General features: G+C 69.1%; 30 protein-coding genes. 8 read left to right on the plus strand and 22 right to left on the minus strand.

What is annotated here, in order from left to right; translation table 11 throughout:
• Positions 1-62 precede the first annotated feature (62 nt).
• The 6 genes from ACIPVN_RS11635 to ACIPVN_RS11660 form a co-directional block, all read right to left on the minus strand.
• Positions 63-650, minus strand: coding sequence for a nitroreductase family protein (locus tag ACIPVN_RS11635; protein WP_400442868.1), 588 nt, complete (start codon positions 648-650; stop codon positions 63-65).
• Positions 651-865: 215 nt separating this feature from the next.
• Positions 866-1,975, minus strand: a complete 1,110-nt coding sequence (locus ACIPVN_RS11640) for an ABC transporter permease (RefSeq protein WP_400442870.1) — start codon at positions 1,973-1,975, stop codon at positions 866-868.
• Positions 1,972-2,868 (minus strand): ABC transporter ATP-binding protein, encoded by an 897-nt coding sequence (locus tag ACIPVN_RS11645; protein ID WP_400442871.1) that lies wholly within the window; start codon positions 2,866-2,868, stop codon positions 1,972-1,974. The genes ACIPVN_RS11640 and ACIPVN_RS11645 overlap by 4 nt, the downstream gene beginning before the upstream one ends.
• A gap of 78 nt (positions 2,869-2,946) precedes the next feature.
• Positions 2,947-4,170: a benzoate/H(+) symporter BenE family transporter gene (locus ACIPVN_RS11650; RefSeq protein WP_400442872.1), complete on the minus strand. Its 1,224-nt coding sequence runs from the start codon at positions 4,168-4,170 to the stop codon at positions 2,947-2,949.
• 69 nt (positions 4,171-4,239) lie between these two features.
• Positions 4,240-4,986: a response regulator gene (locus ACIPVN_RS11655; protein ID WP_400442874.1), complete on the minus strand. Its 747-nt coding sequence runs from the start codon at positions 4,984-4,986 to the stop codon at positions 4,240-4,242.
• On the minus strand, positions 4,983-6,248 hold the full coding sequence (locus ACIPVN_RS11660) for a sensor histidine kinase (protein ID WP_400442876.1): 1,266 nt from the start codon (positions 6,246-6,248) through the stop codon (positions 4,983-4,985). The genes ACIPVN_RS11655 and ACIPVN_RS11660 overlap by 4 nt, the downstream gene beginning before the upstream one ends.
• Before the next feature lie 199 nt (positions 6,249-6,447).
• Between ACIPVN_RS11660 and ACIPVN_RS11665 the strand changes: the two genes are divergently transcribed.
• A complete protein-coding gene (locus ACIPVN_RS11665; RefSeq protein ID WP_400442877.1) occupies positions 6,448-6,591 on the plus strand; it encodes a hypothetical protein in 144 nt (47 codons plus the stop codon).
• On the opposite strand, the gene ACIPVN_RS11670 is transcribed toward ACIPVN_RS11665, so the two are convergent.
• Positions 6,588-7,403, minus strand: a complete 816-nt coding sequence (locus tag ACIPVN_RS11670) for a Cof-type HAD-IIB family hydrolase (protein WP_400442879.1) — start codon at positions 7,401-7,403, stop codon at positions 6,588-6,590. The two genes, ACIPVN_RS11665 and ACIPVN_RS11670, sit on opposite strands and share 4 nt — an antisense overlap.
• 10 nt (positions 7,404-7,413) lie before the next feature.
• Complete coding sequence (locus ACIPVN_RS11675) at positions 7,414-8,259, minus strand: exodeoxyribonuclease III (protein ID WP_400442881.1); 846 nt, start codon at positions 8,257-8,259, stop codon at positions 7,414-7,416.
• A 114-nt stretch (positions 8,260-8,373) separates the two neighbouring features.
• Here ACIPVN_RS11675 and pyrE point away from each other — a divergent pair, with 114 nt between their 5' ends.
• Together pyrE and ACIPVN_RS11685 are read left to right on the plus strand one after the other, a co-directional pair.
• The gene (pyrE, locus tag ACIPVN_RS11680) at positions 8,374-8,934 is read left to right on the plus strand and encodes an orotate phosphoribosyltransferase (protein WP_400442883.1); all 561 of its coding nucleotides are present in this window, start codon (positions 8,374-8,376) and stop codon (positions 8,932-8,934) included.
• Positions 8,931-9,833 (plus strand): ROK family protein, encoded by a 903-nt coding sequence (locus tag ACIPVN_RS11685; RefSeq protein ID WP_400442885.1) that lies wholly within the window; start codon positions 8,931-8,933, stop codon positions 9,831-9,833. Before pyrE ends, ACIPVN_RS11685 begins: the two co-directional genes overlap by 4 nt.
• A 12-nt stretch (positions 9,834-9,845) precedes the next feature.
• On the opposite strand, the gene ACIPVN_RS11690 is transcribed toward ACIPVN_RS11685, so the two are convergent.
• Positions 9,846-10,076 (minus strand): hypothetical protein, encoded by a 231-nt coding sequence (locus ACIPVN_RS11690; protein WP_400442886.1) that lies wholly within the window; start codon positions 10,074-10,076, stop codon positions 9,846-9,848.
• A 215-nt stretch (positions 10,077-10,291) separates the two neighbouring features.
• Here ACIPVN_RS11690 and ACIPVN_RS11695 point away from each other — a divergent pair, with 215 nt between their 5' ends.
• Positions 10,292-11,452, plus strand: a complete 1,161-nt coding sequence (locus ACIPVN_RS11695) for an anhydro-N-acetylmuramic acid kinase (protein ID WP_400442888.1) — start codon at positions 10,292-10,294, stop codon at positions 11,450-11,452.
• A gap of 13 nt (positions 11,453-11,465) precedes the next feature.
• On the opposite strand, the gene ACIPVN_RS11700 is transcribed toward ACIPVN_RS11695, so the two are convergent.
• The 11 genes from ACIPVN_RS11700 to ACIPVN_RS11750 form a co-directional block, all read right to left on the minus strand.
• Entirely contained in the window at positions 11,466-11,630 is a 165-nt protein-coding gene (locus ACIPVN_RS11700) for a hypothetical protein (RefSeq protein ID WP_400442890.1), read from the minus strand.
• Positions 11,627-12,193: a YdeI family protein gene (locus ACIPVN_RS11705; protein ID WP_400442891.1), complete on the minus strand. Its 567-nt coding sequence runs from the start codon at positions 12,191-12,193 to the stop codon at positions 11,627-11,629. The genes ACIPVN_RS11700 and ACIPVN_RS11705 overlap by 4 nt, the downstream gene beginning before the upstream one ends.
• A 1-nt stretch (position 12,194) precedes the next feature.
• Positions 12,195-13,007: an HAD-IIA family hydrolase gene (locus ACIPVN_RS11710; RefSeq protein ID WP_400442893.1), complete on the minus strand. Its 813-nt coding sequence runs from the start codon at positions 13,005-13,007 to the stop codon at positions 12,195-12,197.
• Between the two features lie 54 nt (positions 13,008-13,061).
• Positions 13,062-13,724 (minus strand): hypothetical protein, encoded by a 663-nt coding sequence (locus ACIPVN_RS11715; RefSeq protein WP_400442895.1) that lies wholly within the window; start codon positions 13,722-13,724, stop codon positions 13,062-13,064.
• Between the two features lie 3 nt (positions 13,725-13,727).
• Positions 13,728-14,237, minus strand: coding sequence for a hypothetical protein (locus ACIPVN_RS11720; RefSeq protein ID WP_400442897.1), 510 nt, complete (start codon positions 14,235-14,237; stop codon positions 13,728-13,730).
• Positions 14,238-14,394: 157 nt separating this feature from the next.
• A complete protein-coding gene (locus ACIPVN_RS11725; RefSeq protein ID WP_400442899.1) occupies positions 14,395-15,075 on the minus strand; it encodes a hypothetical protein in 681 nt (226 codons plus the stop codon).
• Positions 15,063-16,871 (minus strand): alpha/beta hydrolase, encoded by a 1,809-nt coding sequence (locus ACIPVN_RS11730; protein WP_400442900.1) that lies wholly within the window; start codon positions 16,869-16,871, stop codon positions 15,063-15,065. The genes ACIPVN_RS11725 and ACIPVN_RS11730 overlap by 13 nt, the downstream gene beginning before the upstream one ends.
• Entirely contained in the window at positions 16,868-17,173 is a 306-nt protein-coding gene (locus ACIPVN_RS11735; protein ID WP_400442902.1) for a hypothetical protein, read from the minus strand. Before ACIPVN_RS11735 ends, ACIPVN_RS11730 begins: the two co-directional genes overlap by 4 nt.
• Before the next feature lie 96 nt (positions 17,174-17,269).
• Entirely contained in the window at positions 17,270-17,902 is a 633-nt protein-coding gene (locus ACIPVN_RS11740) for a metal-dependent transcriptional regulator (protein WP_400442904.1), read from the minus strand.
• 42 nt (positions 17,903-17,944) lie between these two features.
• Entirely contained in the window at positions 17,945-18,244 is a 300-nt protein-coding gene (locus tag ACIPVN_RS11745; RefSeq protein WP_400442906.1) for a hypothetical protein, read from the minus strand.
• Positions 18,245-18,280: 36 nt separating this feature from the next.
• Positions 18,281-19,579, minus strand: a complete 1,299-nt coding sequence (locus tag ACIPVN_RS11750; RefSeq protein WP_400442907.1) for an Nramp family divalent metal transporter — start codon at positions 19,577-19,579, stop codon at positions 18,281-18,283.
• Between the two features lie 70 nt (positions 19,580-19,649).
• On the opposite strand from ACIPVN_RS11750, the gene ACIPVN_RS11755 reads away from it, so the two are divergent.
• The gene (locus tag ACIPVN_RS11755) at positions 19,650-20,279 is read left to right on the plus strand and encodes a TrmH family RNA methyltransferase (protein WP_400442909.1); all 630 of its coding nucleotides are present in this window, start codon (positions 19,650-19,652) and stop codon (positions 20,277-20,279) included.
• A gap of 90 nt (positions 20,280-20,369) precedes the next feature.
• Here the strand turns inward: ACIPVN_RS11755 and ACIPVN_RS11760 are convergent, their stop codons facing one another.
• Both ACIPVN_RS11760 and ACIPVN_RS11765 read right to left on the minus strand, forming a co-directional pair.
• Positions 20,370-20,561: a hypothetical protein gene (locus ACIPVN_RS11760; protein WP_400442911.1), complete on the minus strand. Its 192-nt coding sequence runs from the start codon at positions 20,559-20,561 to the stop codon at positions 20,370-20,372.
• Positions 20,562-20,678: 117 nt separating this feature from the next.
• Positions 20,679-22,001, minus strand: coding sequence for an MATE family efflux transporter (locus tag ACIPVN_RS11765; RefSeq protein ID WP_400442913.1), 1,323 nt, complete (start codon positions 21,999-22,001; stop codon positions 20,679-20,681).
• Positions 22,002-22,104: 103 nt separating this feature from the next.
• Between ACIPVN_RS11765 and ACIPVN_RS11770 the strand changes: the two genes are divergently transcribed.
• From ACIPVN_RS11770 to ACIPVN_RS11780, 3 genes are all read left to right on the plus strand, one after another.
• Positions 22,105-22,662, plus strand: coding sequence for a DUF1992 domain-containing protein (locus ACIPVN_RS11770; protein WP_400442915.1), 558 nt, complete (start codon positions 22,105-22,107; stop codon positions 22,660-22,662).
• A 65-nt stretch (positions 22,663-22,727) separates the two neighbouring features.
• The gene (locus ACIPVN_RS11775) at positions 22,728-24,692 is read left to right on the plus strand and encodes a M13 family metallopeptidase (protein WP_400442917.1); all 1,965 of its coding nucleotides are present in this window, start codon (positions 22,728-22,730) and stop codon (positions 24,690-24,692) included.
• A 111-nt stretch (positions 24,693-24,803) separates the two neighbouring features.
• On the plus strand, positions 24,804-25,739 hold the full coding sequence (locus ACIPVN_RS11780; RefSeq protein ID WP_400442919.1) for a serine hydrolase: 936 nt from the start codon (positions 24,804-24,806) through the stop codon (positions 25,737-25,739).
• Positions 25,740-25,835 lie beyond the last annotated feature (96 nt).

Here is a 25,835-nt window from a genome sequence, read left to right on the forward strand (position 1 = left end):
ACGACGAAGAAGAGCCCGGTACGCGATGTGCGTACCGGGCTCTTCTGCGGCGAGGGGTGTGCTCAGGCGCTGAGGATGACCGTCTCGGCGATCGGGCGGCGCACGCGCGGTGCGGTCTCGCGCTGCTGCAGCACCTCGGGGAGCGCGGTGACGTCGCCGAACTCGCCCACGGCGAAGACGGTCACGGCCGAGAAACGGGGCTCGAGGTCGGCGAACTCGCGCACGGCCTCCGGGTCGAATCCGCTCATCTGGTGCACGAGGAGTCCTTCGTGGTGGGCCTGCACCGAGAAGTGCGCGACGGCCTGACCGAGGTCGTAGAGGGCGTGGGTGATCGGCGTGCCGTCTTCGGTCGCGGTCTCGGCGACGGCGACGACGAGAACGGCGGCGTTCACGGCCCACGCCTGGTTGAAGCCGACGAGCGAGTCGACGACCTGTGCGTGCAGGGCCGTGCCGCGGCGGGCGACGATGAAGCGCCACGGCTGCGAGTTGTTGGCGGAGGGGGTCCAGCGGGCGGCCTCGAGGGAGGCGGCGAGCTTGGCCTCGTCGATCGCGTTCTCGGCGTCGAAGGCGCGGGGGCTCCAGCGCTCGGCGAGCACCTCGAGGACGGGGTGCTCGGTGGGGGCGGTGCGGACGAGGGTGGGAGTGCTCACGGTGGTGCCTTTCAGACGGGGTGCCGATCGGACTCCGTCGTCCGCTACGCGAGTGTGAACGCATGTGTCCGCATGGATATTCCTGAGGATGTGCGCGTTTCGTCGTGTGACGCGGTTCGCCGAGACCCATCGCAAACGCCGAGACCCACCACCCTCGACGTGCGGGGCGGTGGGTCTCGACGGCCGTGGTGGGTCTCGACGGGTGGTGCGGCGCCTCAGCCGCGCAGCGCTTCCGTCAGCTTGACCCGCGAACCCATGCGCAGCAGCGAGTTCTCGTAGATCTTCGCGCCGATCGCGATCGCCGCGATGCAGCTCACCAGCAGGATCGCCAGCGACAGGATCGGCTCCCACCACTGCGCCTCACCGACGAACAGGCGCATCGGCATCCCGACCGGGGCCGAGAACGGCACGTACGACATGATCGTCAGCACGAGCGCGTTGTCGTTGAAGACGATGACGAGGATGTACGGCGCCATGATGAGCATCGTGATCGGGGTCGTGGTGGCGCCGATGTCCTCCTGGCGCGACACCATCGAGGCTGCCGCGGCGAACAGCGAGGCCAGCAGCACGAACCCGAAGAGGAAGAACACCGCGAACCACAGGATCGGCCCGCCGAGCAGCGTCAGCACGTCTCTCTGCCCGGTGACGATCAGACCGACGGTCGCGATCGCGGCGAGGGCGACGATCTGCGCCATCGCGAGGATCGTGTTGCCGATGACCTTTCCGGCGAGCAGGGTGCGGGCGGGGATCGCCGACAACAGCAGCTCGACCACGCGGGTCTGCTTCTCTTCGACGACGCTCTGCGCGATCGTGCCGCCGAAGGTCGATGCCGCCATGAGGAACACGATGCCGAAGGCGAGCGCGATGAAGTACCGCAGCAGCGGATTGGTGGTCGCAGGCTCCAGGATCTGCACCTCGGGCGTCTCGGAGAGGCCGCTGACGAGCGAGCTCGGGGCGTCCTTGAGGGCCACGACCGTGTAACCGGTGGGGCCCGTGCTCGACACGACCGCCGCGTCGACCTTCTCCTCGCGCACGAGCTTTTCGGCGGCCGCGTCGTCGGCGACTTCGGTCACCTCGACGTCGGGCAGTGCCGACACCGCGGCGGAGGTCTCGGAGGTCGCAGCGACCGGGGTCTTGTCGCTGCCGCTGTTGTTGCTGGCGAACCCGCCGATCAGCACACCGGCGAGGGCGATGAGCATGAGGATGACGGTCGAGATGACGAACGCCTTGCTGCGCAGCTTCGAACCGATCTCGCGCTCGGCGACGAGCCAGATCCCGCTGGAGCTGCGGATGGGGGAACCGCCCCCGGGAGTCGACGTGGTCACTGGATGACCTCCTTGAAGATCTGGGCGAGGGACGGATGCTTGGGGGCGAAGCTCGCGACGTCGCCGTGGGCGACGGCGGTGCGCAGCACGCGCTGCGCGGTCTCCGCTCCGTCGGTGTCGAACAGGGCATAGCCGCCCTCGAAGTCGACGACCGTGACGCCCGGTTCGGTGCGCAGCCAGCCGGCGTCGCCCGCCGAGACGAGCTCGTACCGGCTGCCGGCGTGCTCGGCGCGGAGCGCGTCGCGGGAGCCGGCGGCGCGGATCGTGCCCCCGGCGAGGATGACCAGGTCGTCGCAGAGGCGCTCGACGACGTCGAGCTGGTGCGAGGAGAACAGGATCGATGCGCCCTGGGCGGCGGTCGCCTGCAGCGTCGAGGCGACGACGTCGACCGCCAGGGGGTCGAGGCCCGAGAACGGCTCGTCGAGGATGAGCACCTTCGGGTCGTGCACGAGGGCCGCGGCGATCTGCGCGCGCTGCTGGTTTCCGAGCGACAGCGACTCGATCGTGTCGTTCAGGCGCTCGCCGAGGCCGAGATCGGTGAGGATCGCGGTGGCGCGGGTCGTGGCATCCGCCTTGCCGAAGCCGTGCAGACGGGCGAGGTAGACGATCTGCTCGAGCACCTTCATCTTGGGGTAGAGGCCGCGCTCCTCGGGCATGTAGCCGAAGTTGCGGCGGTTGTCGCCGGTGACCGGCGCGCCGTCGAGGGTGACGGTGCCGGAGTCCGACGAGAGGAGTCCGAGCACGATGCGCATGGTCGTCGTCTTGCCCGCACCGTTGCCGCCCACGAAGCCGGTGAGCCGGCCCGGGGAGACATCGAACGAGACGTCGTCGAGCACGCGCCGTGAGCCGTAGCTCTTGGTGATGCCGTGGAGTTCGAGCTTTCCTGAGGTCATGCCTCCACGTTAGGGACGGGGCGGATGCCGCGGCATCCCCCCTGCGGGGGATTGTCGCGCGTCCTCCGCGCGGGTGACCTAGCGGCGCGGTCGCCGCCGTGTGGTGTGCAGGACGGTGCGCACGACGAGTCCGGCGACGAGCGCCCAGAATGCGGCGCTGACGCCGAGCACGGAGATCCCGGATGCCGCGACGAGGAAGGTGACCACGGCCGGCAGCCGCTCGCCCGGGTCGTCGATGGCCTGCTGCACGGCCGAGCCGAAGGCCGCGAAGAGGGCGAGTCCCGCGACGGCGGGGATGACGGCGGCGGGGGCGAGGAGCACGAGCGCGGCGAACGCGGCCGAGGCGGCGCCGAGCACGAGATACGACGCGCCGGTCGAGACCCCCGCGACCCAGCGGCGCTTCGGATCGGGGTCGGCGTCGGGCGAGGCGGCGAGGGCGGCGCTGATCGCGGCGAGGTTGATCGCGTGTCCTCCGGCGGGAGCGCCGATCGCCGTGCCGAGTCCGGTGACGAGCATCGCCGGCCGCCACGGCACCTCGTAGCCGAAGCTGCGCATGATCGCGACGCCCGGCACGTTCTGCGAGGCCATCGTGACGATGAACAGCGGCAGTGCGAGTCCCACGATCGCGCCGACCGTGAAGGTGGGGGCGGTGAGTTCGACGCGGGGGAGCAGGATGCCGGGATCGATCGCGGTGCCCTGACGCACGAGGTCGACGGCCACGACGACCGCCGCGGCGAGGAATGCGATCGGCACCGCCCATCGCGGCGCGAGGCGGGCGACGATCAGCCAGGTGACGACGACCGGCACGACGCCCCACGGATTCTCGACGATGCCGGTGATGGGGGCGAGGCAGAGCGGCAGCAGCACACCCGCGAGCATCGCCTGCGCGATCGAGGCGGGGATGCGCGCGATGAATCCGCCGAGGGCCGGCCACAGCGCGGTGAGCAGGATGAGTGCCGCCGTCACGAGGAACGCGCCGACGGCGGCGGGCCAGCCGCCCTCGATGGCACCCGCCGTGGTGCCGGTCGCGGCGAGCAGCGCGGCGCCGGGCGTCGACCACGCGACGGTGATCGGCATCCGATACCGCCAGGCGAGCACGATGCACGCGAGTCCCATGGTGAGGCTGGCGGCGAGCAGGCCGCTGGCGGCCTGGGCGGCGGATGCTCCGACCGCCGAGAGCCCGGTGAGCACGACCGCGAACGAGCTGGTGAAGCCGACGAGAGCGGTGACGATGCCCGCGAGGATTGGCCGCGAGAGCGGGGTAGGGGGCGCGGCGGATGCTGCGGACGCGTCGGCGGACATGGATCCGAGGCTATCGCCCGACGCCGACACGCGGTGTCGTCGGGCGTTGCCGTCAGGCGGGTACGCGGCTCAGGCGAGCCCGAGGCGGTGCGCGAGCACCACCGCCTGCACACGATCGCGCGCTCCGAGCTTCTGCAGGATGCGCGAGACGTGGGTCTTCACGGTCGCCTCGCCGATGAAGAGGGCGGCGGCGATCTCGGCATTGCTGCGCGCATCGGCGAGGAGGGTGAGCACCTCGGCCTCCCGCTCGGTGAACGGCTCGGCCAGGCCGGGAAGCGTGATCGCGGGCGGTGCGGTGCGCTGCGCCGCGGGGGTCGCTGTCGGGGCGGATGCCGTCACCTCGGACGGTGCCGCGGGCGCTGCCGACGGTGCCGCGGGAGCGCCCCCGGCGAACCGGGCGAGCACGCGACGGGTCACCTCGGGCGCCAGCATCCCGTCGCCCGCCGCCAGCGCCCGCACGGCCGCGATCAGGTCTTCGGGGCCGGCGTTCTTGAGCAGAAACCCGCTCGCCCCGGCATCCAACGCCTGGTAGAGGTAGTCGTCGCGGTCGAACGTGGTGACGATCGCGATGGCCGCCGTGACACCGGGGTCGGCGACGATTCGCCGCGTCGCCTCGATGCCGTCCATGTCGGGCATCTGCACGTCCATCGTGATGACATCGGGGCGCAGCGCGGTGGCCTGTGCCACGGCATCCGCTCCGGTCGCCGCCTCGCCCACGATCTCGATGTCGTGCTGGGTGCCGAGGATCGTGCGGAATCCCGCGCGCAGCATCGCGTGGTCGTCGACGAGCAGCACGCGGATCGGGGCGGCGGTCATTCGGGGGTCCTCACGGGTCGCGGAGCGGCGTTCAGCGGCACGCGCGCCCGCACGCGGAGACCACCGAGGGGGCGCGGTGTGACCTCGATCGTGCCGCCCGAGGCGATCGCGCGCTCGCGCATGCCGAGCTGTCCGAGGCCCGGGCGCAACTGGCCGATCATGCGGCCGGTGTTGACGACCTCGACCTCGACGCCGTGCTCGTCGTAGCGCACGCGCACGTCGGCGGTGGCGCCGATGCCGGCGTGACGACGGGCGTTGGTGAGCGACTCCTGGGTGATGCGGTAGAGGTTCACCCCGACGAGGGAAGGCACGTCGACCGGTTCGCCGATTACGGTGTAATCCGTCGGCAGCCCCGCCTCGGTCGACGCCTCGACCAGTTCGCGGATGTCGTCGAGCCCGACCGTCGAGGCGGGGTCGGAGCTCTCGCCGCCCGGGGCGCGCAGGGTCTCGAGCAGCTGGCGCAGCTCGCCGATCGCATCGCGCGCCGATCCCTCCACTCCGGCGAGGAGGTCCTTCGCCTTCCCGGCATCCTGATCGACGACGAGCCGAGCCGCCCCCGCCTGCACGCCCATCACCGACACGTGGTGCGCGACCACATCGTGTAGTTCGCGGGCGATGCGCACGCGGTCGAGCGCGACGGCCTGCGCGGCCGTCACCTCGCGCTCGCGCTCCAACTCGGCCGTGCGCTCCTCGAGCACCGACCGTTCGGATGCCGAGATCCACGAGCGCTCGCCGAAGTAATAGGCGCCGCCGAAGTAGAGGAGGTTGAGCAGGATCTGCAGCATCATGAACGCGACGTAGGGCGACATCGCGCCCGCGATGACCTCGGCCTCGTCGGCCTGGCTGATCGCATCGCGGTACATCGTGATCAGCAGCCACGCGAACATGCCGACGATGATGCCGACGCGCACGAGCATCGCCCCACGGCGGTTGTTCATCCAGGCGCCGACCGTGTAGATGCCGATGAACATCGCGATGTTGCCGACGTAGATCTCGGGGATGCGGATGGTCACGGCCGCGAAATACGCGGCCGAGACGATGATCGCGACCGCCGCCGGATAGCGCCGCCGGAACGCGAGTGGTGCGGTGACCACCACGGCGTAGACCAGGGCGGTCCAGAGCTCGGCCTGCTCGTCGCCGTAGATCTGCGAGATCGACGAGAGCGCGGCGCTGAGGATCGCGCCCACGAACAGCACGGCGGCGAGCAGCAGGTCGCTGCGTCGCTCGCGCTCGGTCGGATGACGCTGGAACTCGGCGGGCATCCCTCCACCGTAGGGGGAGGGCGCGACACGGGGCATCCCCCGTGCGGCGGATGCTGCGTCGCGTGGTGGGCCCTTCGACAAGCTCAGGGACCCAGTTCCCGGACTGTGTTGTTGGACCTACGACTGGGTTGCTGAGCCTGTCGAAGCACCCTGCCCGTGACGCCCCGCCGTTGACACTCGTACTGGCCGCCTCACACCGATGGCGACGAAGGTGCGATCGGTCGGCTGTTCGATCGCGTACCGAAGTACGTCGCTGATCGAGCCTGCGGTCACCGACGAGGCGGGCGTCACGCTGCTCCGCTACCGCCGCACCGACCGCGTGCCCTCGGTGTCGCCGTTCTAGCGGTCAGCCAGCATCCGCTCGACCATTCGCGCCACCCCATCATCGTCGTTCGACTCCGCGACCTCGTCGGCGGCATCCTTCACGACGGCATCCGCGCCGGCCATCGCCACCCCATGCCCGGCCCAGCGCAGCATCTCGACATCGTTGAGGGCATCGCCGAAGGCCATCACGTCGGCGCGGTCGATGCCGAGATACCCGCAGAGACGGGCGAGGCCGGTCGCCTTCGTGACGCCCTCGGCCATCACCTCGACGAACGGCGCACCCGACAGGGTCGCCTCGAACCCGGTGAGGCCCAGCGACCGCAGGGCGTCGAAGAGTTCGGACGGCGCGAGCTCGGGATGCCGGATCACGAACTTGAGGCTCGGGGCGTCGAGCACCTCGTCGAGCGGCACGCCGCCCATCGTCTTCGGGTCGCGCTTGTGGTCGGAGAGATCGGCGATCGCCGCGTACCCCTCCTGGGCGACGAAGGTCTCGCCGCCCTCGCGAACGCTGGCGAACAGCAGCCCGGGCACGCTCGCGCGTAGCGCCTCGGCCAGCGTGCGGATCGTCTCGGCCGGCAGCTCTTCGGCGAACAGCATCCGCCCGTCGGTGAGGTGCGTGGCGTAAGCGCCGTTGCTGCAGAGTGCCCAGTCGCGGAAATCGGCGTCGCCGGCGATCGCGCGCAGCCCGATCGGCTGCCGGGCCGTGACCGGAACGACGTGGATGCCGCGAGCCCGCGCGCCGTCGAGCGCCGCCCGCGTGCGGGGCGTGACCGACGAGGTCGAGTCGAGCAGGGTGCCGTCGAGATCGGTGGCGATCAGCCGGAGCGTCATGGGTGGAGCGTCACGAGAAGATCATCGGCAGATCGTCGTCGTCGTCCGCGCCCCCGAGGTCGATGTCGGCGACGACCGGCACATGGTCGCTGGGCTGCTCGCCCTTGCGCTCGTCGCGGTGGATCGAGGCACCCGTGACCGCGTCGGCGAGCGTGCGGGAGCCGAGGATGAAGTCGATGCGGATGCCCTCGTTGCGAGGGAACTTGAGGCGCTGGTAGTCCCAGTAGGTGTAGCCCTCGGGGAGGATCGGGCGCACGACGTCGGTGAGCCCGGCATCCGCCATCGCGAAGAACGCGGCGCGCTCGGCGGGGGAGACGTGGGTGGAGACGCCCTCGACGATGTCGGGGTCTCCGTTGTCGGTGTCGAACGGGATGATGTTGAAGTCGCCGACCAGCGCGAGCGGCAGGGCGGGGTTCGCCGCGAGCTCGGCCGCGGTCGAGTTCTTCAGCGCCTCGAGCCAGTGCAGCTTGTAGGCGTAGTGCGGGTCGTCGAGCGAGCGGCCGTTGGGCACGTACAGGCTCCACACCCGCACGCCGTCGACCATCACGCCCAGCGCGCGCGCCTCGAGCGGGGCATCCGGGCCCTCGTGGCCCTTCGCGAACCCGGGCATGCCGTCGAACCCGGTGCGCACGTCGCTCATCGGCAGTCGGCTCGCGATCGCGACGCCGTTCCACTGGTTGAGCCCGTGCACCTCGACCTGGTAGCCGGCCTCTTCGAAGGGCCCGTAGGGGAACTGCTCGGGCTTGCACTTGATCTCCTGCATCGCGAGCACGTCGATGTCTTCGCGAACGGCGAACTCGACGGTGCGGGTGACACGGGTACGGATGGAGTTGACGTTCCAGGTGGCCAAGCGCATGCGACCAGCCTAGTTGCGGGGCCGGACACGCGATCTGCGGCCCGCGACACGCAGATGACGCCCCGACGACATCTGACAGCGCAGTCAGAGCCTGTCTCTCCTACACTGGATGCCGTGACCGCACTCGACGCAGACCGCCAGAACCTCCTCGCCCTCATCCAGGACGAGGCGGTGTTCCACGGCGACTTCACCCTCTCCAGTGGCAAGAAGGCGACGTACTACGTCGATATGCGCAAGCTCACCCTCGATCATCGGGCCGCTCCCGCGATCGGCCGCATCATGCTCGACCTGATCGCCGACCTCGACGTCGTCGCCGTCGGCGGGCTCACGCTCGGCGCCGACCCGATCGCCAACTCGGTGCTACACGCCTCCGTCGCGACCGAGCATCCGCTCGACGCGTTCGTCGTGCGCAAGGAGCCCAAGGACCACGGCCGCGGTCGCCAGATCGAGGGAGCGGATGTCGCGGGCAAGCGCGTCGTCGTCCTCGAAGACACCTCGACCACCGGCCAGTCGGCGCTCAAGGCGGTCGAGGCGCTCCGCAAGGAGGGCGCCGAGGTCGTCGCCGTCGCCGTGATCGTCGACCGCAAGACCGGCGCCCAGGCCGCGATCGAGGCCGAGGGCCTCGAGTGGCGTGCCGCCTTCGACCTCGACGACCTCGGGCTCGACCCCCAGTGACCCGCTACGCCCTCGCCGTCGACGTCGGCGGCACGAAGATGGAGGCCGCCCTCGTCGCCGAGGACGGCACGCTCGTCGACGGCTCCCGCAGCCGGCAGGCGACCGGACGCGAGGCGACTCCCGCATCGATGGATGCCGCAGTGGCAGCGATCGTGCAGCACGCGCTCGCCGCTCTTCCCCCCGATGCCGAGCTCGTCGGCGCGGGTGCGGGAAGCGCCGGCCCCGTCGACCGCCCGAGCGGAACGATCGTGCCCGTGAACATGCCCTCCGCGCGCGGCTACGGTCTCGCCGCAGCGGTTCGGCGCGAGGCATCCGCCGTGGTCGGACGAGACGTGCCGACCGTGCTCGGCCACGACGGCGGCGCGCTCGCGCTCGCCGAATCGTGGCGCGGGGCGACGCAGGATGCCGCGGCCTCGCTCTCGATCGTCGTCTCGACCGGCATCGGTGGAGGCTTCGTGGTGAACGGCGCGTACATCCCTGGGGCCTCGGGCAACGCGGGGCACCTCGGGCAGATCCGCCGCGAGGGCGGGCTGACGCTCGAGGAGATCGCCTCCGGTCCCGCGAGCGTGACCTGGGCGCAGCAGCAGGGCTGGGTCGGGGCGACCGGCGAGGACCTCGCTCGCGACTCGGTCGCCGGCGATGCGACCGCTCGCGCCGCGATCGAACGCTCGGCGAAGGCCGTGGGCGAGGCGTTGGCGGATGCCGCGACCCTCGTCGACCTCGACATGGTCGCGATCGGCGGAGGTTTCTCGCGCGTCTCCGACGACTACATCGAACTGGTGCAGGAGGCGCTCACCGCGAGCGCCGTGCACGAGTACTCCCGTCGCGCGCGCGTCGTGCGCTCGGGGCTGGGGGACGAGGGTCCGTTGATCGGCGCCGCGGCGCTCGTGCTGCGCTAGTCCGACGCGCGGTCAGCGGCCGGGCACGTAGAGGTGCCGCGCGGGGCCCTCGAGGCGCGCGAGCGCGATTTTGAGTTCGGTGACGTCATCGGCAACCGCGTCTATGCGGGTGGTGAGCTTCGCGTCAACCGCATCGATGCGACGCACGCACCAGGCGAAGCCGGCGAGCATGCTGGCTCCGAGGGTCAGCACGATGCCGATCGCGCTGACGACGATCGCAAGAGTCTCTGCGGACACGAACACGCTCCTATTGTGCGACCTGATCTCGGGTTTCGCCACTGACGGTACCCGTCAACCGAGTCGTGTCGCGACGTGCCCCGCGTCAAGCCGCTGGGCTGTGGACAAACCCGTTGTCGAGAGGTCCGTGCAGGAAGAGTGGGAGAGCCCACCGACGGCATCCGTACGCACTCCTAACAAATTCCGCGTACCCTCGTAGCAAGACGACGAAAGGGGCACGCATGCGCGTACTCGGACTGCTCTCGGGTACCTCCCACGACGGGATCGATGTGGTGGTGGTCGACTTCGCCCAGCACGACGGCGCCCTGCGCGGCACCGTGCTCCACGAAGACAGCGTGCCCTACGCTCCCGACCTCCGTGCCCGCCTCGTCGCCGCGCTCCCTCCGGCGCAGACGACGCTCGCCGAGGTGTGCGAACTCGACACGCTCATCGGTCAGGCGTTCGCCGACGTCGCCGCCTCGGCTGCGGCATCCGTCGGGGGAGTGGATGCCGTCTGCACGCACGGCCAGACCGTCTACCACTGGGTCGAGGGCGACCATGCCCGCGGCACCCTGCAGATCGGGCAGCCCGCGTGGATCGCCGAGGCCGTCGGTGCGCCGGTCGTGTCGGACGTGCGCATCCGCGACATCACGGCGGGCGGGCACGGCGCCCCGCTCGTGTCGTTCCTCGACGAGCTGCTGCTGCGAGGTCGGGGCGACGTCGCCGCCGCTCTCAACCTGGGCGGCATCGCGAATATGACGGTCGTCGCCGACGGCCGCGTCTCGGCCTACGACATCGGCCCCGCCAATGCGCTCGTCGACGCCGTCGTCGTCGACCGGGGTCTCAACGACAAGGGCTATGACGAGGATGCCGCGATCGCCCGTACCGGCACGATCGACGAGACCCTGCTGGCCGAGCTCCTCGCCGATCCGTACTACGCGCTCTCGGCGCCGAAGAGCACGGGCAAGGAGCACTTCCACCTCGACTACGTGCGCGAACACGTCGCGGATCGCGACATCTCGGATGCCGACCTCGTGCGCACCCTCACCGAACTCACCGTGCGCACCGTCGCGCAGGACGTCGCCGCCGCCGGCATCCGCTTCCTCGCCGTGTCGGGCGGCGGATGCCACAACCCGATCATCCTCGAGGGCCTGCGCTCCGCTCTGCCCGGCGTCGACGTCGTGCTCGCCGATGAACTCGGCGCCTCGGTCGACAGCAAAGAGGCGATCCTCTTCGCCCTCATCGGCTGGTGCACGATGCACGGCGTCGCCGCGATCGTACCGGGTGGCACGGGGGCTCGCGCGCCGCGCATCCTCGGCACGATCACGCCGGGCGAAGGACCGCTGCGGATGCCGAAGCCGGTCGACGCGGTGACGAGCCTGACGCTGACGACCGCCGGCTAGCGGCGAGGGCTCGTCAGCGCCGCTGGTCTTCGTCCCAGGGACCTTCCCACCAGTTGCCGCCGCGCTCGTCGGAGTCGCCCCCGCGACGCCGCGATCGCACGAACTGCACGATGATCAGGGTGAGCGAGCTGAGCCCGATCACGATCAGCACCAGGAAGAGCATGTCGCTCTGGTTCACGGTCGCTTCCCCTCCGCGGCATCCGCCACGATCTTGGCGATGCGTGTGTCGCGCGTCTCGGCGCGCTTGGCCATCGCGATGTGCGTGAGCCCGAACTTCTTCACCGACTTCGGGAACGCGTCCCAGTTCGCGCGTGCGACCGGCACCGCATCGAGAGCGGCGGTCAGTTCGGGCGGTTCGATCCCGGCTTCGGGGCCGTCGAGCAGGGTCCACGAGCCGTTGGCCTTGGCGCTTTCGAGCACGCGGATGCCGGCGGGGGCGAGCAGTCCCGCAGCTTCGAGCTCGATGAGGCGGGCCTTGTTGGTCGCCGCCCAGCCGCTGCCGGGGCGGCGCGGCGAGAACCATTGCGCGTTCACGCCGTCGAAGGTGCGCACCGGCCCGTCGATCCAGCCGAAGCAGAGCGCGTGCCGCACGGCGTCTTCGTAGCCGAGGCCGTCGCCGGAACCGCCGCGCACGCTCAGCAGCCAGACGCCGGCGGTCCGTTCGTGGTTGTCCTCGAGCCAGGCGCGCCAGGCCGCAGCATCCGCCGCGGTGAGGCGCTCGCCGTCGTCGAGAACACCCATGTCAGTCCTCGTCGAGTGTCGGGATCGACGAGGTGACGGTGGGCAGCAGGTCGGCGACCGAGTCGACGATCTCGTCGGGCCGGAACGGGTACTTTTCGACCTCTGCCAGGTCGCTGATGCCGGTCATCACGAGCACGGTGTGCAGACCCGCCTCGATACCGGCGACGATATCGGTGTCCATGCGGTCGCCGATCATGCCGGTCTTCTTCGAGTGGGCGCCGATCTTGTTGAGCGCCGAGCGGAACATCATCGGGTTCGGCTTGCCGACCACGTACGGCTCCTTGCCGGTGGCCTTGGTGATGAGCGCCGCGATCGCCCCGGTCGCAGGGAGCACGCCGTCGGAGCTGGGACCGGTCGCGTCGGGGTTGGTGACGATGAAGCGCGCGCCATTGATGATGTGGCGGATCGCCTTGGTGATCGCCTCGAACGAGTAGTTGCGGGTCTCGCCGACGACGACGAAATCGGGGTTCGTCTCGGTCATGATGAACCCGGCCTCGTGCAGCGCCGTGAGGATGCCGGCCTCACCGATCACGAACGCCGAACCGCCGGGCAGCTGCTGGGCGAGGAAGTCGGCCGTGGCGAGCGCCGAGGTCCAGATGCGCTCTTCGGGAACCACCAGGCCGCTCGCGCGCAGACGGGCCGACAGGTCGCGCGCGGTGAAGATCGAGTTGTTCGTGAGCACGAGGTAGGGGATCTCGTTCTGCTCCCACCCGGCGAGCATCTCGGATGCCCCGGGGATGGGCGTGTTCTCGTGCACGAGAACGCCGTCCATGTCGGTCAGCCAGCATTCGATGTCGTCGCGGTGTTGTCCCATGTGCTCAGCCTAGAGCCAGCGGGTTGCGGGCACCTGAGCATGTTGGGCCGGGCGTCAGGGGGTCGGTGCGGGTGAGGGCTCTCGGACGAATTGCGGGTCGCCGGGGGTGATGCCGAAGAACAGGGGGTCGGTGGGGGATTCGGTGTCGATCGGGAGGTAACCCTCGCCGAGCCGTTCGCCGTGGAAGATCAGGCGGCTGAGTTCGTCGCGGTCGCCCGGCCAGCAGGTGGTTTCTGCGGCGATCCGGAGTTGGCCGTCTCTGCGGATTTCGACGAGGAGAAGCGAGAAGTCTCCTTGGTCGCGTACGGTCACTTGGATCAGTTGGCCCTCTTGGTCATCTCCGCCGAGGACGCTGCGTCGCGGGGACATGTCGTGGTCGGTGAAGAAGGATTCGACCGTGTCCGCAAATTCCTCGCGCTGCGTGCCGTCGAGGGCGATGCTGCGGTTGAGGTCGAATCGATACTGATTCGCGTCACATTCGACCGGCTGCATGCCGTAGACGCCGATCTGTCCGATCGTCCATCCATCGGTCGAAAGTGTCGACTGGAGATCGTTCACGAATCCGCGATAGCGAAGGTAGTTCGCTTCGGCTTCGTCGAACAGCGCCTGGCCGCTCGGGGCGGGTTCGTTCACCGTACATCCGGTCAGTGCTAGCGCGCTTAAGAGAGCGAGGGCTTTCGCGGCAGGAGTGACGCGGCTCCGATGCGCCTGGCGCACGGGTCAGGGAGCAGGGGTCGGCGAGGGACTCTCGCGGACGAACTCGGGGTCGCCGGGGGTGATGCCGAAGAACAGGGGGTCGGTGGGGGATTCGGTGTCGATCGGGAGGTAGCCCTCGCTGAGGTAGACGCCCCCAAAGAGTAGGTCTGAGAGTTCGTACGAGTCGCCCGGGCGACAGTGGGTGTCGGCGCTGATTCCGATATTGCCGTTCTTGCGGAACTCGACGAGTAGCATCGCGAAGTCGCCCTCGTCGCGGACAATGACCTGGATCAGTTGGCCCTCGTGGTCGTCTGCCCCCAGCGTTCCGCGGGCGGGGGAGAAGCCTTGTTCGGCGAGAAACTGTTCCGCGAGGTCGGCGTAGTCCTTACGTTTGTCTCCGTCCAAGACCACGTTGCGGTGCAGGCTGAAGTAATAGCCGTTTCCGTCGTCGCAACGCAGCGGTTGCATGCCGTAAGAGCCCAGTTGGCCGATCTCCCACGTGCCGTCGTGAAGAGCGAGCTGAAGCTCGTTCACCAGGCCTCGATAGTCGAAATAGGTCTGCTCGGCCTCCGCGTACAACACATCGCCAGTAGGTATCGGTTCGCTGCAACCTGACAAGGATGAGGCAGAGGTGAGGGCGAGGATGCTTACGGCAGCACCACGCCGGAAATTCTTATTTGAGAGCACGGCGTCAGGGGGTCGGAGTGGGGGATGGCTCGCGGACGAACTGGGGGTCGCCGGGGGTGATGCCGAAGAACAGGGGGTCGGTGGGGGATTCGGTGTCGATCGGGAGGTAGCCCTCACTGAGATACACCCCACCGAAGAGGAGGTTGGATAGCTCGTAGGCGTCGCCGGGGCGGCAGATAGTGGTGGCGGAGACGACGGCGGTGCCGTTGGAGCCGAACTCGATGAGGAGTTGTTCGAGTCCTTGTTGGTCGCGTGCTTCGATCTGGATGAGGGACTTCGCTCCCTCGCCCAGCGTGCGGCGTCCGGGTGTCATGCCGATGTCGAGGAGGTGTTGCTCGATCGCGTCGGCGTTGCTGTTCCGGTCGGCGACATCGAGGCGCAGGAGACGGCCGAGGCTGAACTGGTAACCGTTGCCGTTGTCGCAGCGACTGGGTTGCATGCCGTACTCGCCAAGCTGCCCCACGATCCACGGGCCCGACGAGAGCACGGACTGGACGCCGTTGACGAGCGTTCGGTACTCGATGTACGTCCTCTCCGCATCCGTAAACAGCTCATCACCGGTTGGCGCGGGTTCGGAAGATTGGCACGAAGTCATCAGGAGGATTCCCGTCAGGGTGAGGGCGATGTTTGTGAGAAGTCGTGGTCGGCGTCCTGGCCGAGGAGCAATCGAGGTCACCAGAGCCACCAGTCGTCGCTACCGTAGCCGCCTGGCGTTGTGAGTGGATCGCCTGTATTGATGATCTCGATGATGTTCGCGAATGACTCCGACCCGTCCTGCAGGTATCCCTCCGGATAGCCCGTGGTTCCGATCGACCAGTCACCTTCGTCGTGGGTGCCGTGTCCCGGCGTCTGCAACAGAGGGGTTCCGTCATGGCGCGCTGATGTCGGCTGTGAGCCGTCGAGGTTCGGCCCGTAGCCACCATTGGAATCGAACGAGGTGGCACCGTCGATGCTCCCGGGGTCAATCGAGTGCGTGCCCCACCTGATCAGGTTGAGGCCATCGGATGCCCAGCGTCCCTTCCGTGCCCACATATCTTCCGGTGATGTAGACGCGTAGATGTTCGTTCCGGCGTAGTCGACGCGAGCATCGGGGTCCTCGCCGAGCGCCCGATCCGTCAGTCCGGCAGAACCAACGGCGATCAGGTTATCTACTCCGAGATTGTCGTAGGCGCTCCCGACAGCGAGGAACGCGGTCGTGCTCCCATATGAGTGACCGATCACGGTGGTGACGGCGTCGCCTGGTGCTTCGTGGTCAAGCCCTCGCAGGAAAGAGGTGAGCGATTCGGCCCCTGCGACTGCGAGATCCATGCCTCCCACCGTCTCATAGTTCGGAGTGTCGTAACCGAACCAGACGATGGCCGCGCCAGTCCCGCCGTCACGGGCGACCCCCTTGTTGACGTCGCTAGCGGTCGCTCCCCAATCTCTCAGATGACGAAGCTCGGTCAACATTCCGCCGAGGAGGACGCTGACGTTCGTGATCCCTGTCAGTGGATCAACCAACCGACTGCGATCGTAGGAAAATCCGTCGACATACAGCATCGCCGCAGTTCCCTGATTCTTGTCGAAGAGGTTAAGAGAGATCGGCACGCCACCGTGGTCTTTAAGTTCGGAGAGCAACGCTTCGATCTCTCCGTCCCGAGGCTCGCCCCAGGACGTCTTGCTTGTCTCTTCGAGCACCGCGACGTTGGCGGCGATCCGGTACTCGTACGGAATCCCTTCCAGGTTCCCGATGAACTCCGGGTACGAGGCCGCGATGCGTGCGCGCTCCGCCTCGCTCATCGAGTCCCAGATGGCCGCGACCTCTTCCGGGCTGTCGGCATCCGCGAGCGCAGCCAACGAGGGAGCATCCGCGGTGCTGATGTACCCGCTGTCGACGCGGGCGAGCGAGGCGACGGCGCGCGCATATGCGTCGTCCCAGGCCTCGAATTCCCTCTCCCACGCCGTCCAGGCATCCGCGAGGTCCTCGGCAGCGCGATCGCGCGTACCCTGGGCCGTCGTGACCCCTTCGCGAAAACGGTCGTCGCGCGAGAGCAGAGTGGAGGTCGAGGTCTCGGTCTCTTCGCCCGCGCTCCAAGCTCGGTAGTCGTCACTGCGAGTCCATGCGCCCAGCTCGTCCTCCGCCGTGCCGACTTCGGCGACCGCCGTAGAGAGCGCGGTTTGCGCGGCCGAGACGTCGGCCATCAGCTGATTCGCCTTCCCGCCGTGCGCCTCGACGGCAGTACCGTATCGGAGCACGATGCCGGATAGCCGCTCGATTCGATCACTCGGTTTCTCCAGAGCTGCCGCCACGTCGCCGGCGCTGCTCCGCACGCGGTCAATGGCAGCGCCCGACCCTTCGAGGTGGCCGGTGAGGTTGTTCAGCACGAGCTGCATCTGCTCGACCGCCTCCTTCGCCTTGGTCAGGCGCTCATGGAGGGTATTCATCTGTCCGACGTCGTAGGCGATCGTCTCGAACGGGTAGCCGCGGGGCGAGGTGGTCACAGCGGGAGGTTCTCCCATCCGGCGCCGAGTCGGATGTCGAGTTCCTCGGTCTGGGTCTCGATGTCGAGGATGCGTCCCATCACCACTTGCACGTCGTGCTCACCGAGTTCGACGTGTGCTCGCGTCTCTCCGAGCGCGCCTTCGAGCATCTCGCGCAGTGAGGTGCGACCGACCGGTGCCTGCACGCCGGTGTCGGTGTCGTGTGCGGAGTCCATGGAATCCGTCAGATCTCGCGCTGCCACCTCAAGTGCCAAGCGCTGCGTGTACAGCACCGAGTAGGTGACGTTGACATCGTCTGCCACGGAATCCCCCCAGATCCTCGAACCGATTCACGCTATCGAGTTCGAAGACCGCTTCCGCCACGAGCAACGAAAGTATGTGGAAACTACGTACGTGCCCTAGGCGGCAAGCCAGACCACCTCGGCTGCACCGTCCGGCAGCTCCACCTCGGTGCCGTCGATCTCGACGCCGGATGCCGTCACCCGCACGGTCGACGACACATCGAGGCCGAGCGATTCGAGAGCGCGCAGCAGCTCCGGGTCGCGGTCGTCGACGCGCAGCACCGTGCCGGTGTGGCCGGTCGGAGCATCCGCCAGCAGCACGAACGGCACGCGCTCGACGTTGCCGTCGGCATCCGGGATCGCATCGCCGTGCGGGTCGAAGCGCGGGCGCCCGAGGCGGGCATCGATGCCCTCGAGCAGGCGGTCGCTGATCGTGTGCTCCAGCACCTCGGCTTCGTCGTGCACCTCGTGCCAGCCGTAGCCGAACTCCTGCACGAGCCACGTCTCGATCAACCGGTGGCGGCGCACCATCGCGAGCGCCCGCCGCGTTCCGGCATCCGTCAGACGCACGGCACCGTAGGGCACGTGCGAGACCAGGCCGGCCGCAGCCAGCTTCTTCACCATCTCGGTGACCGAGGAGGGGGCGATGCCGAGTTTGCCGGCCAGCACCGACGGCGTGATCGGCGCGTCCTGCCACTCGGTGTGCGCGTAGACGGTCTTCAGGTAGTCGTCTGCTGCCGGGGATGCCACGGCCCCAGTTTAGGCGAGCCGTGCTTCGCGGCCCGGCCGGGGTCAGTTCGCGACGGCGACCAGGATGCCGAACGCGGCCTGACCGGCGAAGAAGATCACGAGGAATCCGAGGATCGCCCCGGCCAGCGACAGGCGACCGTCATAGTCCGGAACCTCGGCGATGCCGATCTTGCGGGCGCGGAACGCCAGCACCAGCGTTGCGACGCCGAGCGCGAGCTGCGTCCACGGGCTGGCCGGGCCGATGACTGTCGGGAAGGCGACCAGCACGCCGCCGAGCAGGCCGGTCGCGAGTCCGATCCAACTGAGGAGACGGACGTTGCGGCGGGCGGTGTCGGCAGACATGACATCGAGCCTATCCGCGCCCCGGGCGCCTGCGGTTCAGGCCCCCGTGAGCACGAGCCAGAGCAGGGCGGCGTTCAACGCGATGAGGAGCACCGAGGCGACGACCCCCGCGAGCGTCGTCCAGAGACGGTTCGCCCAGACGCCGAGCGTGCGCTTCTGGGCCGTGAGCGCCACGAGGGGGATGAGCGCGAACGGGATGCCGAACGACAGCACCACCTGGCTGAGCACCAGAGCGAGCGTCGGATCGACATTGAGCCCGAGGATCACGAGCGCGGGGATCAGGGTGATCAGGCGTCGCAGCAGCAGCGGGATCCGCACGTGCAGCAGGCCGTGCATGATCTCTGCACCCGCGTAGGCGCCGACCGACGTCGAGGCGAGTCCCGAGGCGAGCAGGCCGACGGCGAAGAACGTGGCCACGACAGGCCCGAGGCCCGCGGCCAGCGCGGCGTGCGCACCCTCGAGCGAGTCGGTGCCCTCGACGCCCGCGAGGTTCGCGGCCGCCAGCAGCAGGATGCCGAGGTTCACCGAGCCCGCGACCACCATCGCGATCGTGACGTCCCATCGAGTGGCGGTGAGCAGGCGGCGGATGCGCGAGGGTTCGGTGCGCACGGCCTCGGCCGCGGCATCCGCCGGCGCCAGGCGGGGGTTGGCGCCGAACCGGTCGCGACTCAGGGCGGAGTGCGCGTAGATGGCGTGCGGCATGATCGTCGCGCCCAGGATGGATGCCGCGAGCAGCACCGACCCGGTTCCCTCGAAGCGCGGCACGAGGCCGCCGACGACACCCGCCGGATCGGGCGGCGCGACGAAGACGCCGGCGACGAATCCGATCGTGATGATCGCCATGAGGGCGATGATGACGAACTCGAAGGGCCGTGCGCCGCGGCGGTTCTGCACCGTGAGCAGGATCATCGAGACCGCGCCCGTGATGAATCCGCCGAGCAGCAGCGGCACGTTGAAGAGGAGATTCAGGGCCACTGCGCCGCCGATGATCTCGGCGAGGTCGGTCGCCATCGCGACGAGTTCGGCCTGCAGCCAGTACGAGCGCCGGGCCCAGCGGTTGCGCAGGCGCGAGCCGAGCACCTCGGGCAGGCTCTGCCCCGTCACGACCCCGAGCTTCGCCGACAGGTACTGGATCAGCCAGGCCATCACGTTTCCGGCGACGACGACCCAGACGAGCAGGTAGCCGTACTGGGCGCCCGCGGTCATGTTGCTCGCGACGTTGCCCGGGTCGAGGTAGGCGACACCGGCGACGAGCGCGGGGCCGAGCAGCCAGAGGCTGCGCGGTGGCACGGTGCGGGTGGCCGGGGCGTCGATCAGCGAGGACTTTTTAGGCACACCGAAACCCTAGCGGATATTTAGGCGCACCGAAATCTCTTCGGGGTGCGGCGACGGATAGCCTGGCGGGATGGAAGAGCACACGCCGGAGCGCACCACCCACGGCGTCGGGCCCTGGCCCGGAGGGCGGGACGAATGGCCCGCGGGCGAGGAGTACGACCCCGAACTCCTCGAGCACGGCGACACCCGCAACGTCATCGACCGCTACCGGTACTGGCGGATGGAGGCGATCGTCGCCGAGCTCGACACGCATCGGCATCCGTTCCATGTCGCCATCGAGAACTGGCAGCACGACATGAACATCGGGTCGATCGTGCGCAGCGCGAACGCGTTCCTCGCCGACACCGTGCACATCATCGGACGCCGCCGCTGGAACAAGCGCGGCGCCATGGTCACCGACCGCTACCAGCACGTCGTGCACCACGAGGACATCGAGGCGTTCGCAGCCTGGGCCGCGGCCGAGGGGATGCCGATCGTCGCCGTCGACAACGTCGAGGGCTCGGTGCCGGTCGACAGGGCCGAACTGCCCGAACGCTGCGTGCTGCTCTTCGGTCAGGAGGGCCCGGGGCTGTCGGCGGAGGCGCTCGCCGCGGCATCCGCCCACATCGAGATCACGCAGTACGGGTCGACGCGTTCGATCAACGCGAGCGCCGCGGCAGCCGTGATCATGTACGAGTGGTGCCGCCGGTACGCGGACTGATCACCCCAGCCGCGCGCTGATCCGGATCTCGTCGCCGACCGTCACGCGCAGGTCGTGCACGCGCAGCCGCATGCCATCGTCATGTCGGAATCAGTCGCGATCGATGCCCAGGACGTGCCGGTACAGGGCGCTGACGTTGCGATCGAGGGCGTCGATCCGGCTGTGCACGCTCCGGATCTCGGTCTTCATCACGTGGATGAACAGCGTCGAGACGATGGTGATCATGCCGAACATGGCTGCGGCGAAGACGCCGATCAGCACCCAGACCTGTGGTTCGTTCATGCCCAGCACTCCTCCATTGTCGATTGCGGAGCTTCAGACTGCCAGGCCGGGTCGGGGTGAGACTTCGCGCGGAACGTGAGCTGTGGACAACGTGTGGAACGGCGCCGATGTGCAGGACTAGTCGCCGGCCGTCATCCACCGCCCGGAGCGCACTCGCCACCCGAGCGTGGCGAGACGGGCGAGCAGATAGACGCCGAAGAAGGCGACGGAGAGCCAGATGAGCCCGGACGCCCCGTCGACTCCGAGCGCCGAGATGATCCACAGCGTCGGCAGGAACGGCACGAGGGTGAGTCCGCCCGCGAGTGCGAGGTACCGGGCGTCGTTCGCGCCCATCAGCACCCCGTCGAGCACGAACACGACGCCGGCGATCGGCTGCGCGACGGCGAGCACGAGCAGCGCGGGTTGCACGAGGGCTGCGATCTCGGCATCGCCCGTGAAGATGATGCCCAGCACGCCCGAGAGCGCGGCGATCACCCCGCCGACGATGACCCCGAACCAGGCGCCCCACGCGACGGTTCTGCCGAGCACGCGCTGCACCTGGCGCTCGTCGCCGGCGCCGAGCTCCTTGCCGATCAGGGCCTGGGCGGCGATGGCGAGCGCGTCGAGTGCGAAGGCGGCGGCCGAGAAGATCGTGAAGACGATCTGCCATCCGGCCAGCTCGTCGGTGCCGACCGCGGTCGCGACGGCGACGGTGGCGAGCAGGGCGACGCGCAGGCTCACGGTGCGCAGGAACAGCCACCCGCCCGACTTCGCGGTGCTCGTGAGACCGCCTCGCTGCGCCCGCAGCGAAGCGTCGTGCTTCGTCGCGAGCCGCCGCACGACCAGCACGTAGGCGCCGACCATTCCCCACTGAGCGGTGACGGTGCCGGCGGCGGAGCCGGCGATGCCCCACCCGAGTCCGTAGATGAAGAGCACGTTGAGCAACGCGTTCGCGCCGAAGCCGAGTCCCGCGATCCAGAGCGGGGTCATCGTGTTCTGCAGGCCGCGCAACAAGCCCGTGGCCGCGAACACGATGAGCATGGCCGGCAGACCCCACATCGAGATGACGAGGTAGTCGTTGGCCTGCGCGGAGACCGCGTCGCTCGCGCCGAAGAGCGACACCAGCCAGGGGGAGGAGACGGCGCCGACCACCGCGAGCACCGCGCCGAGCCCGAGCGCGAGCCACATGCCGTTGATGCCGACGCTGACGGCCTCTCCCGGCTGTCCGGCCCCGAAGCGACGGGCGACGGCGGGCGTCGTGGAGTAGGCGAGGAACACCATCAGACCGACGATCGTCTGCAGCACGGCACCGGCGATGCCGAGGCCGGCGAGGGGTGTCGTGCCGAGGTGGCCGATGAGGGCGGCGTCGACGATGAGGAACGCCGGTTCGGCGATGAGTGCACCGAGCGCGGGGACGGCGAGGCGCAGGATCTCTCGGTTGAGGGAGCGGCGCGCGGTCATCCTCCGAGCCTATTGGCCGCCGCCGACATGGTGACGCGTCCCGAGACGCCCGCGGATGCCGGTCGTAGGCTGGAGGAGATCGGATGCAGCAGATCGGAGCGTCATGACGGATCCCCGCGAGGAGGCCGCACGCTATCGGGCGCGGCAGCAGGCGCGACGCCACGGCCACGAGATCGACGACGATGACGGCGTCGCTCCGGGCATCGGCGCGGCCGTCGATCGCGCCGCCTTCATCGAGACCGCGATCCAGGTCGCCATCCGACGCGGCGACTTCGACGATCTGCCGGGTGCGGGCAAGCCGCTCGAAGGGCTCGGCGACCATCATGATCCCGATTGGTGGATCCGCCGGAAGATCGAGACCGAGAACCTCACCGGCCTCGGGCCGCCCGCGCTGCTCTTGCGCACGGAGGATCGGGGATTGGATGCCGAGCTCGATCTGCTCGGGCGCGAGGCCGACGTGCGCTCGGTGCTCGAGGACTTCAACCGCCGCGTGCGTGAGGCGCGTCGGCAGCTCCAGGGCGGACCGCCCGTCGTCACCGAGCCACGCGACGTGGAGGTCGAGGTCGCGGCGTGGGCGCAGCGCCGTGCCGAGCGGGCGGCGGCTACGGCGAACGCCTCCGAGGCCCCGAGGCGACGGCGTTTCGGACTGCGTCGTCGCTGACGCCGTGTGACGGAATCGCGCCGGCCCTGGACACCATGTCGGGGGTGCGTCCTAGGGTGGAGCGTATGACTGATGCGCTTCCTTCGGGCCTCGCCCTTGACGAGTTCAGCTCCGACATCCGCCCGCAGGACGACCTCTATCGCCATGTCAACGGCGCCTGGCTCGACCGCACCGAGATCCCCGGCGACAAGGCCCGCTGGGGGTCGTTCCACCTGCTCGCCGAGCAGGCCGAGAAAGACGTCCGGGCCATCATCGAAGAGTCGCAGGACGCCGAGCCCGGCACCCTCGCGCGCAAGATCGGCGACCTCTTCGCGAGCTTCATGGACACCGAGCGCATCGCCGCCGCCGGCACGACGCCCCTCGCCGAGACCCTGGCCGAGATCGACGCGATCGACGATGTCGCGTCCTTCCTGCGCACCGTCGGCGCCTACGACCGTGACGGCCGCGCCGCCGTGATCGGGCTCTACGTCGACGGAGATCCCGGCAACCCCGAGCGCTACGTGCCGGTGCTGGTGCAGGCCGGGCTGTCGCTCCCCGACGAGAGCTATTTCCGTCTCGAGACCTTCGCGGAGACGCGCGCCGCGTATCGCGCGCACCTCGAGCGCCTGCTGACCCTGGCGGGCATCGCGGATGCCGCGACGAACGCCGAGCGGTCGATCGCGCTCGAGACCGAGCTCGCCGGCCACCACTGGGACAACGTGCGCAGTCGCGACGCGGTCGCCACCTACAACCTCAAGACCTGGAACGAGCTGCAGGAGCTCGCCGGGGTCGACCTGACCCCGTGGCGCGAGGCGGTCACTCCGTCGAACCCCCGCGCCTTCGACGAGGTCGTCGTCTCGCAGCCGAGCTTTTTCGAGGGTCTCGGCACGCTGCTCACTCCCGAGCGCCTCGACGACTGGAAGGCGTGGCTGCGCGCCAAGGCCGTGCACGCCGCCGCGGCGTACCTCACCGACGACCTGGTCGAGGAGAACTTCTCCTTCTACGGCACCCAGCTCACCGGCGTGCCCACCCTCCGTGAGCGGTGGAAGCGCGGTGTCTCGCTCACCGAGGGCGCCCTCGGCGAGGCGATCGGCAAGGTCTACGTCGAGCGGCACTACCCGGCGACGGCCAAGGCCGCGATGGACGAGCTGGTCGCGAACCTCATCGAGGCCTACCGGCAGAGCATCACCGAGCTCGAGTGGATGACGGCCGAGACGCGCGAGCGCGCCCTCGCCAAGCTCGACTCCTTCACCCCCAAGATCGGTCACCCCGAGGTCTGGCGCGACTATTCGACCCTCGAGATCGACCGCGACGACCTCTTCGGCAACGTGCGCCGGGCCTCGACCTTCGAACACGACCGCAACATCGACAAGGTCGGCAAGCCCATCGATCGCACCGAGTGGCACATGCCGCCGCAGATGGTCAACGCCTACTACAACCCGTCGATGAACGAGATCGTGTTCCCGGCGGCGATCCTGCAGTACCCGTTCTTCGACGCGTCCCGCGACGCGGCCGCCAACTACGGCGGGATTGGCGCCGTGATCGGTCACGAGATCGGGCACGGCTTCGACGACCAGGGCAGCCGTTACGACGGCGACGGCCGCCTCGAGGACTGGTGGACGGATGCCGACCGCTCGGCGTTCGAGGAGCGCACCAAAGCCCTCATCGCGCAGTACGACGCGCTGGTGCCCGAGGGGCTCGACGCCGAGCACCACGTCAACGGCGCGCTCACGATCGGCGAGAACATCGGTGACCTCGGGGGTCTCGGAATCGCGCTGAAGGCCTACGAGCTCTCGCTGGACGGGGCCGAGGCGCCCGTGATCGACGGTCTCACCGGGGTGCAGCGCCTGCTGCTCTCGTGGGCGCAGGTGTGGCAGCAGAAGAGTCGCGAGGCCGAGACGCTGCGACTGCTCACGATCGACCCGCACTCGCCCAACGAGTTCCGCTGCAACCAGATCGTGCGCAACATCGACGCCTTCTACGAGGCGTTCGACGTGACCGCCGACGACGCTCTGTGGCTCGCAGAAGACGCACGCGTGACGATCTGGTGACCAATCACCGCAGTCTGTGAGGCCGTCCCACGCGGCGGGGTTACGATAGCCCTGCCGCGGGGGACGAGCCCCTCGGCATCCCGCTATCCATCCCCCCGGTAAGGATCACGCGTGGGCTCCCCCCAACCCTCGATTCCCGAGCCTGTCGACGGCTCGAACGCGGTGCTGCGTCGCTCGCAGCGACCCAGCAGGCGCAGTCCCCGGCGTGCAGCCGTGGGCCGTCGCTCCTTCACCGCGACGCTCGGCGCCCTCGAGAATCTGGTCGATTCGGGAGCCCAGGTCTCGGTGCACGTCGTCGATCTCGACAGCCACGTGCACGTGCTCGCGGGTGACGACCACGTCACGATGCCGGTCGCGGGACTCGGGGTCGTGCCGCTCCTCATCGAGGTCGCCGCGGGCTTCGAGAGCGGCGCCCTCGATCCGCTTGAGATCATCGACCGATCGAGCATCGACGAGGTCTCGACCTCGGGGCTGTGGCGTCACCTGCACGCCCCGGCGCTGCCGCTCGAAGACCTCGCCGTTCTCGCTGCGACCGCGGGAGATCCGATCGCGGTCAACGCGCTACTCCGCAAGGTCGGCCACGACCGAGTGCGGGAGCGCATCGAAGCGCTCGGTCTGCGGCGCACGGCCGTGCTCGACCGGTTCCGCGACAAGCGGGGGCCCGATGACGCACCCCAGGTCGCCGTCGGCTCCACCCGCGAGCTCGCGGGTCTCTTCTCGGCCCTCGTCAACTCCGCCGTCGTCGACGCAGCGGTCAGCGCCCGCGTGTCGGAGTGGCTCAGCCTCAACCAGGATCTGAGCCTGGTCGCGGCATCGACCGGCCTCGACCCGTTCGCGCACGACCACGACGCTCACGGCCTGCTCTTCGTCAACAAGACCGGACGCGACCGCGGTGTGCGCGCCGAGGCGGGAGTGCTCGCCGGCCCTCGCGCGGGTGTGGCCTACTCGCTCATCGTCTGCTTCGACGACCTCTCGATCACGCACCGGCTGCGCGCCCACGACGCGTTCCGTGTGCTCGGCGTCGAACTCATGGAGTACACGCACTGACGCCGTGGGTGGTGGGTGCTTCGACAGGCTCAGCAACCCAGTAGCGCGAGCTCAGCAACCCAGTAGCGCGAGCTCAGCAACCCAGTGTCGAGAAAC

This window comes from Microbacterium sp. NPDC090003 (assembly GCF_044748385.1).
In the GTDB taxonomy this organism is placed as follows: Bacteria; Actinomycetota; Actinomycetes; order Actinomycetales; family Microbacteriaceae; genus Microbacterium.

Coding starts and splice junctions, on each gene's coding strand:
- ACIPVN_RS11645 (WP_400442871.1), bottom strand. CDS start 2,868: ATGACCTCAGGAAAGCTCGAACTCCACGGCATCACCAAGAGCTACGGC.
- ACIPVN_RS11650 (WP_400442872.1), bottom strand. CDS start 4,170: ATGTCCGCCGACGCGTCCGCAGCATCCGCCGCGCCCCCTACCCCGCTC.
- ACIPVN_RS11655 (WP_400442874.1), bottom strand. CDS start 4,986: ATGACCGCCGCCCCGATCCGCGTGCTGCTCGTCGACGACCACGCGATG.
- ACIPVN_RS11660 (WP_400442876.1), bottom strand. CDS start 6,248: ATGCCCGCCGAGTTCCAGCGTCATCCGACCGAGCGCGAGCGACGCAGC.
- ACIPVN_RS11665 (WP_400442877.1), top strand. CDS start 6,448: ATGGCGACGAAGGTGCGATCGGTCGGCTGTTCGATCGCGTACCGAAGT.
- ACIPVN_RS11670 (WP_400442879.1), bottom strand. CDS start 7,403: ATGACGCTCCGGCTGATCGCCACCGATCTCGACGGCACCCTGCTCGAC.
- ACIPVN_RS11675 (WP_400442881.1), bottom strand. CDS start 8,259: ATGCGCTTGGCCACCTGGAACGTCAACTCCATCCGTACCCGTGTCACC.
- ACIPVN_RS11695 (WP_400442888.1), top strand. CDS start 10,292: ATGCGCGTACTCGGACTGCTCTCGGGTACCTCCCACGACGGGATCGAT.
- ACIPVN_RS11705 (WP_400442891.1), bottom strand. CDS start 12,193: ATGGGTGTTCTCGACGACGGCGAGCGCCTCACCGCGGCGGATGCTGCG.
- ACIPVN_RS11710 (WP_400442893.1), bottom strand. CDS start 13,007: ATGGGACAACACCGCGACGACATCGAATGCTGGCTGACCGACATGGAC.
- ACIPVN_RS11745 (WP_400442906.1), bottom strand. CDS start 18,244: ATGTCTGCCGACACCGCCCGCCGCAACGTCCGTCTCCTCAGTTGGATC.
- ACIPVN_RS11755 (WP_400442909.1), top strand. CDS start 19,650: ATGGAAGAGCACACGCCGGAGCGCACCACCCACGGCGTCGGGCCCTGG.
- ACIPVN_RS11760 (WP_400442911.1), bottom strand. CDS start 20,561: ATGAACGAACCACAGGTCTGGGTGCTGATCGGCGTCTTCGCCGCAGCC.
- ACIPVN_RS11765 (WP_400442913.1), bottom strand. CDS start 22,001: ATGACCGCGCGCCGCTCCCTCAACCGAGAGATCCTGCGCCTCGCCGTC.
- ACIPVN_RS11770 (WP_400442915.1), top strand. CDS start 22,105: ATGACGGATCCCCGCGAGGAGGCCGCACGCTATCGGGCGCGGCAGCAG.
- ACIPVN_RS11775 (WP_400442917.1), top strand. CDS start 22,728: ATGACTGATGCGCTTCCTTCGGGCCTCGCCCTTGACGAGTTCAGCTCC.